Source organism: Kitasatospora sp. NPDC043949, assembly GCF_056435365.1.
Window position 1 is genome coordinate 1,625 of record NZ_JBWKEQ010000022.1, and the last position, 5,234, is coordinate 6,858.

5 protein-coding genes are annotated in these 5,234 nt (G+C 73.8%); 1 reads left to right on the forward strand and 4 read right to left on the reverse strand.

The window, feature by feature from the left end; genetic code table 11:
* Positions 1–186 precede the first annotated feature (186 nt).
* Both AC07AL_RS19460 and AC07AL_RS19465 read right to left on the reverse strand, forming a co-directional pair.
* Entirely contained in the window at positions 187–1,131 is a 945-nt protein-coding gene (locus AC07AL_RS19460; RefSeq protein WP_363579600.1) for a hypothetical protein, read from the reverse strand.
* The gene (locus AC07AL_RS19465) at positions 1,128–1,661 is read right to left on the reverse strand and encodes a SigE family RNA polymerase sigma factor (RefSeq protein WP_363579599.1); all 534 of its coding nucleotides are present in this window, start codon (positions 1,659–1,661) and stop codon (positions 1,128–1,130) included. The genes AC07AL_RS19460 and AC07AL_RS19465 overlap by 4 nt, the downstream gene beginning before the upstream one ends.
* Before the next feature lie 105 nt (positions 1,662–1,766).
* Here AC07AL_RS19465 and AC07AL_RS19470 point away from each other — a divergent pair, with 105 nt between their 5' ends.
* Positions 1,767–2,528: an alpha/beta fold hydrolase gene (locus AC07AL_RS19470; RefSeq protein WP_363579598.1), complete on the forward strand. Its 762-nt coding sequence runs from the start codon at positions 1,767–1,769 to the stop codon at positions 2,526–2,528.
* Positions 2,529–2,548: 20 nt separating this feature from the next.
* Here the strand turns inward: AC07AL_RS19470 and AC07AL_RS19475 are convergent, their stop codons facing one another.
* Positions 2,549–3,193 carry a MarR family winged helix-turn-helix transcriptional regulator gene (locus AC07AL_RS19475; protein ID WP_478317831.1) on the reverse strand — a complete coding sequence of 215 codons (645 nt, stop codon included), beginning with the start codon at positions 3,191–3,193 and terminating at the stop codon, positions 2,549–2,551.
* Positions 3,190–4,938, reverse strand: coding sequence for an MFS transporter (locus AC07AL_RS19480; RefSeq protein WP_400804652.1), 1,749 nt, complete (start codon positions 4,936–4,938; stop codon positions 3,190–3,192). The genes AC07AL_RS19475 and AC07AL_RS19480 overlap by 4 nt, the downstream gene beginning before the upstream one ends.
* Positions 4,939–5,234 lie beyond the last annotated feature (296 nt).

Genomic DNA, 5,234 nt, shown 5'->3' on the forward strand with positions numbered 1-5,234 from the left:
CCTTCCCCCACCCCCCCCCCCCCCCCCCCCCCCCCCCCCCCCCCCCCCCCCCCCCCCCCCCCTCCTCCCCCCCCCCTCCACCCCCCCCCCCCCCCCCCCCGGGCCTGGTCGGGCGGTCGTGATCGGCCCGGTCGTGATCGGCCCGGTCGTGATCGGCCGGTCGTGTTCAGCCGGTCGCGCCGACCGCTACTCGGTCAGCATCTTCTCGCCGGCGTCCGGCAGCTTGGCGCCGTTCTTGTCGAAGAACTGCCACGACGTCACCTTCTTGCCCGGCTGCTCGGGGACCACCAGCCGCTGGTACGGGGAGTCCCCGACGGCCTTCAGCCACGGTTCCATGACCGAGCCGTCCGACCAGGTCACCAGGACCTTGCCGACGTCCGGGCCGAGGGCCATCACGGCGAGCTTGATCGGGAGCGGACCGGGCGTGCCGGCCTTGTCCCGGGCGCCCATCAGGCCGCCGCTGAACGTGTCGGCCATCCGCGGGTCGACGTGGCCCGGCGCCGGGTAGCTGCCCGCGTTGTCGTACGGCTGGCGCACGTCGTCCAGGGTGACGTAGTCGTTCACGACGTCCTCGGTGGGCTGCCAGTACTGCTGGATGAACGCCTCCGTCGGCTTGTCGAGTGAGGAGTCGACGGCGTGGCGCTCCTCCCAGACGGCCACCGCCTGCTCGTACGCCCGCTCCTTCGGGGCGACCGGCCAGAGTGCCGTCCAGAGCTTCCACGTCTTGCCGTCGGGGGTGCTGCCCTGGGCCAGCGTCACCCGGACCGGGGTGAACGGATCCCGCTCGGCCGTCGCCGTGCCGGACGGCTGGGCGGCCGGACCGCCCCCGGTGCCGCCGCCGGGACCGCCGTTGGCCGGGACGAGCGACTGGGTGCCGCTGCTCGCGGGGGAACTGTGCAGACCCGCCATCGTCCCGCCGCCCAGCACCACCACGGAGGCCAGCGCGAGCGCGCCGACCACCGACCGGCGACGGCGCCGGATCCGGCGGCCGCCCGCCATGATGTCCGCCATCGGCGCCGGGCCGACCTTGGCCCCGGCCGCCACCTCCGCCAGGCCGAGCCCGACCCACACGTCGCCGTCGTCGCCCGCCGCGCCCATGCCGACCGTCCCGCCGTTGCCACCCGCGCTCATACCGCACCTCCGATGCTCGTCATGCCCTTGATTTCCTTCAGCGCTGCGGCCCCCCGCAGTCTCGCGATCCCCTTGGCCGCGTGGCTGCGCACGGCTCCGGCCGAGCAGCCCATCGCCTCGGCGGCCTGACTGTCGCTCAGGTCCTCCCAGTACCGCAGCACCACGGCCTCGCGCTGGCGGGCCGGCAGGGCGGCCAGCGCCGTCATCAGCGCGCCGCGCTGGTCGGAGCGGGCGTAGCAGTCCTCCGCTCCGGCCTCGTCCGGCACCGCGTACACCAGCAGCTCCGGCGCGCGGCGGCGCCAGCGGCGGGCGTGTTCGTTCACCAGGATCCGCCGCACGTAGCTGTGCGGATCGCCGGCCCGTCGCACCTTCGCCCAGGCCGCGCAGGCCTTCTCCGCCGCGGACTGCACCAGGTCCTCGGCCGCGTACTGCTCCCCGGCCAACAGGTACGCCGTCCGCAGCAGCCGTGGCCAGGCCCCGACGATGAACGCCTGGAACTCCTCGTCCCGGTCGGTCTTCGTGCCTCCCATGAGCACCTCCTCACCCACCTAGAGCCCGGAAGCGGCCCAAAGCGCTTACTCCCGCCGATCACCAAACCGGTTGGCGTCCCCCGGGGGCGTCGATACGATCCGCGGATGATCCTCTCCCATGACGTATCTCATGACCTGCCGGGCAACCGCCCCACCGTGGTGCTGCTGCACTCGTCCGTGTGCGACCGGAGGATGTGGGACCCGCAGTGGCAGGGGCTGGTCGACGCGGGCTACCGGGTGATCCGGGGCGACTTCCGGGCCTTCGGCGACACGCCGCCGGCCGACGCCCCGTACAGCGACGCGCAGGACGTGCTGGCGCTCCTCGACCACCTGGGCGTCGAGAGCACCGCGCTGATCGGCGCCTCGTACGGGGGGAAGGTCGCCATGGACGTGGCGGCGCTGCGCCCCGGGGCCGTCACCGCGCTGGCCCTGCTCTGCTCCGGGGCGTCCGGGCACGTCGCCGGTGACGCCCTGATGGCCTTCGCCGCGCGGGAGCGGGAACTCCTCGCGACCGGGGACGTGGAGGGCGCCGTCGAGCTCAACGTCGAGAGCTGGCTGGGCCCGGAGGCGGGCGACGAGGCCCGCGAACTCGTCCGCCGGATGCAGCGGCGTGCCTTCGAGGTGCAGGCGGACGCCGAGGTCGGCCCCACCGACGACGAAGCGGACCTCTCCCGGATCACGGCGCCCTGCCTGGTCGTGACCGGCGGCCACGACCTGGACGACTTCCGGCAGATCGCCGACTCCTTGGCGACCCGGATCCCCGGTGCCCGCCGGCTCGAACTGCCCTGGGCCGGCCACTTCCCCGGTCTGGAGCGGCCCGAGGAGACCTTCGAGCTGCTCACCGGATTCCTCCGCGAGACGGCGTAGGCGCCCCGAGCAGCGCTGCCTCAGCCGGCGGAGCCGCGCCGGCCGGGGCGGGGCGGGTCTGGGCAGGCCGGGTCGGGGGAGGACGGATCGGGACAGGCTTGGCCGGGGCAGGCCGCGTCGGGATCGTCCAGCAGCAGCTCCAACAGCGGTACGGCCGCCTCCAGTCGGCGGCACTGCTGCGGGGTGAGCCGCGTGCTGCGGCGGGCCAGCAGAGCGGAGCGCTCCCGGCGGATCCGGGTGATCGCTGCCAGGCCGGCCGGGGTGAGTTCGAGCAACTGGGAGCGGCCGTCCAGCGGGTCGGGGGTCTTGGCGATCAGGCCGTCGGCGGTCAGCGGGGCGATCGTACGGAGCACGGACGGCACGGCCACTCCCTCCCGCGCGGCGAGTTCGCCGAGCCGCAGCGGGCCGTGCACCTCCACCCGGGCCAGGGCGGAGAGTTGGGCGACGGTGAGGTCCTGGCCGCCGGAGGCGCGGGCCATCTGCCGGTTGAGCCGGCCGATCGCCAGCCGCAGCCGGACGAGGGCCTCGGCGGAGAGACCGGCCCCGGCTCCGCTGTGGCTCCCGGCCCCGGTGTCGGCATCGGGGTCGGTCACGGTGTCGGCGTCAGTCACGGCGTCGGTGTCAGTCACGGTGTCGGCGTCGGTCGCGGCATCGCGCCCGGTCATGGCCTGCGGGCCTTTCCGTGCGGTGCGGGCCGGTTCGCGCCGGGCCGTCCGGCGGCCTCGCCCGCGCCCGGCCGGGGGCGGCGGGGGCGCCGCGGCCCGGTCCGCTCGCGCACCAGCGAGGCCGCCGCGGCGACCAGCGACATGGCGATCGCCAGCCAGAACACCACGACCAGGCCGTCGTGGAAGGGGCCCGAGATCAGTTGCGGGAAGAACTCCCGGCCGGTCAGCGTCCGGGCGTTGGCCGCCGGGAGCATGCCGAGCACGTGCGGGCCCAGCAGCTGCTGGATCGGGTTGTAGCCGAGGAACGCGGCGAAGAGCGTGCCGACCGGTGGCAGCGAGGCGATGGTGTGCGCGTCGGCGGCGGGCACGCCCTGTGCGGTCAGCCCGGCGGTGAGGGTGTGCGGCAGCGAGCCGGCCAGGCCGGCCACCATCAGGGAGAAGAAGACGCCGATCGAGAGCACCATGCCGGCGTTCTGGAAGGTGGCCCGCATGCCGGAGGCGGCGCCGCGGGCCTCGGCCGGCACGCTCGACATGATCAGCGAGGTGTTGGGGGCCGCGAACAGGCCGCCGCCCAGGCCGTTGAGGAACACCAGGACGGCGAACCACGGGTAGCCGAAGTCGGTGGGCAGGAGCAGCAGTCCGGCGAAGGACAGGGCCATCACCACCAGCCCGCCGGAGGCGAACAGCCGGGCCCCGGCCCGGTCGGAGAGGTAGCCCGAGACCGGCCCGGCGGCCAGGAAGCCGACGGTCAGCGGGACGAGGTAGATGCCCGCCCACAGCGGGGTGTCGGCGTAGTCGTAGCCGTGCAGCGGCAGCCAGATGCCCTGGAGCCAGATGATCAGCATGAACTGGAGGCCGCCGCGGGCGATCGAGCCCAGCAGGGTGGCCGCGTTGCCGCCGGCGAAGACCGGGTCGCGGAACAGCGCCAGCGGGAACATCGGCTCGGCGACCCTGGACTCGACCAGGCAGAAGGCGATCAGCAGCGCCACACCGCCGAACAGCCCGCCCAGCACCCAGGGGCTGGTCCAGCCCATGGTGTGGCCGCCGTAGGGCTGGATGCCGTAGGTGATCGCGGCGAGCAGGGCGGTCAGGCCGACGGCGAAGGTGATGTTGCCCCACCAGTCGATCCGGGCGGGCCGCCGTACGCCGGTCTCGCGCAGCGACCGGTAGGCCCAGACCGTGCCGAGGATGCCGATCGGCACGTTGACCCAGAAGATCGACCGCCAGTTCCACTCGGCCAGCAGCCCGCCCAGCACCAGGCCGATGAAGGAGCCGGCGATGCCCGCGACGATGTTCACCCCCAGCGCCATGCCGCGCCGGTGGGCGGGGAACGCGTCGGTGATGATCGCGGCCGAGTTGGCCATCAGCATCGAGCCGCCGATCGCCTGCACCACCCGCCAGCCGATCAGCCACAGCGCGCCCGGCCCGCCGTGCAGCGGGTCGAGGGAGAGGGCCACCGAGGTGAGGGTGAAGATCAGGAAGCCGGCGTTGTAGATCCGCACCCGGCCGTGGATGTCGCCCAGCCTGCCGAGGGTGACCACCAGGACGGCGGTGACCAGCATGTAGCCCATCAGCATCCACAACAGGTAGCTGACGTTGCCGGGTTGGAGCGGGTCCAGGCCGATGCCGTTGAAGATCGCGGGGAGGGAGATCAGGACGATCGAGGCGTTGATGGTGGCGATCAGGGTGCCGAGAGTGGTGTTGGAGAGTGCGACCCACTTGTAGCGCGGATGGTCCGCCGCCACGGCCCCGCGGACCGTGCGGACGCGCCTGCCTCTGCCGTTGTTCGGGATCTTCGTCGCCACCGCTGCCCCCAGGTGAGTGGCAGGCCGGGGGGCCGCCAGTCGGAGAGTACTTCGATAGCTTTCGCTAACTAACGATAGTCCGACCATCCTGCTGCCGATAGCCCGCAGGCATCCCGGGGCCGCCACCGGCCACCGGCCAGCGGCCACCGGCCACCGACCGTCGGCCACCGACCAGCGGGTGGGGGGGGTGGGGGGGATGCTCTCCCACGGTTTGGGGGCGGAGGTCGGCGTCCGCT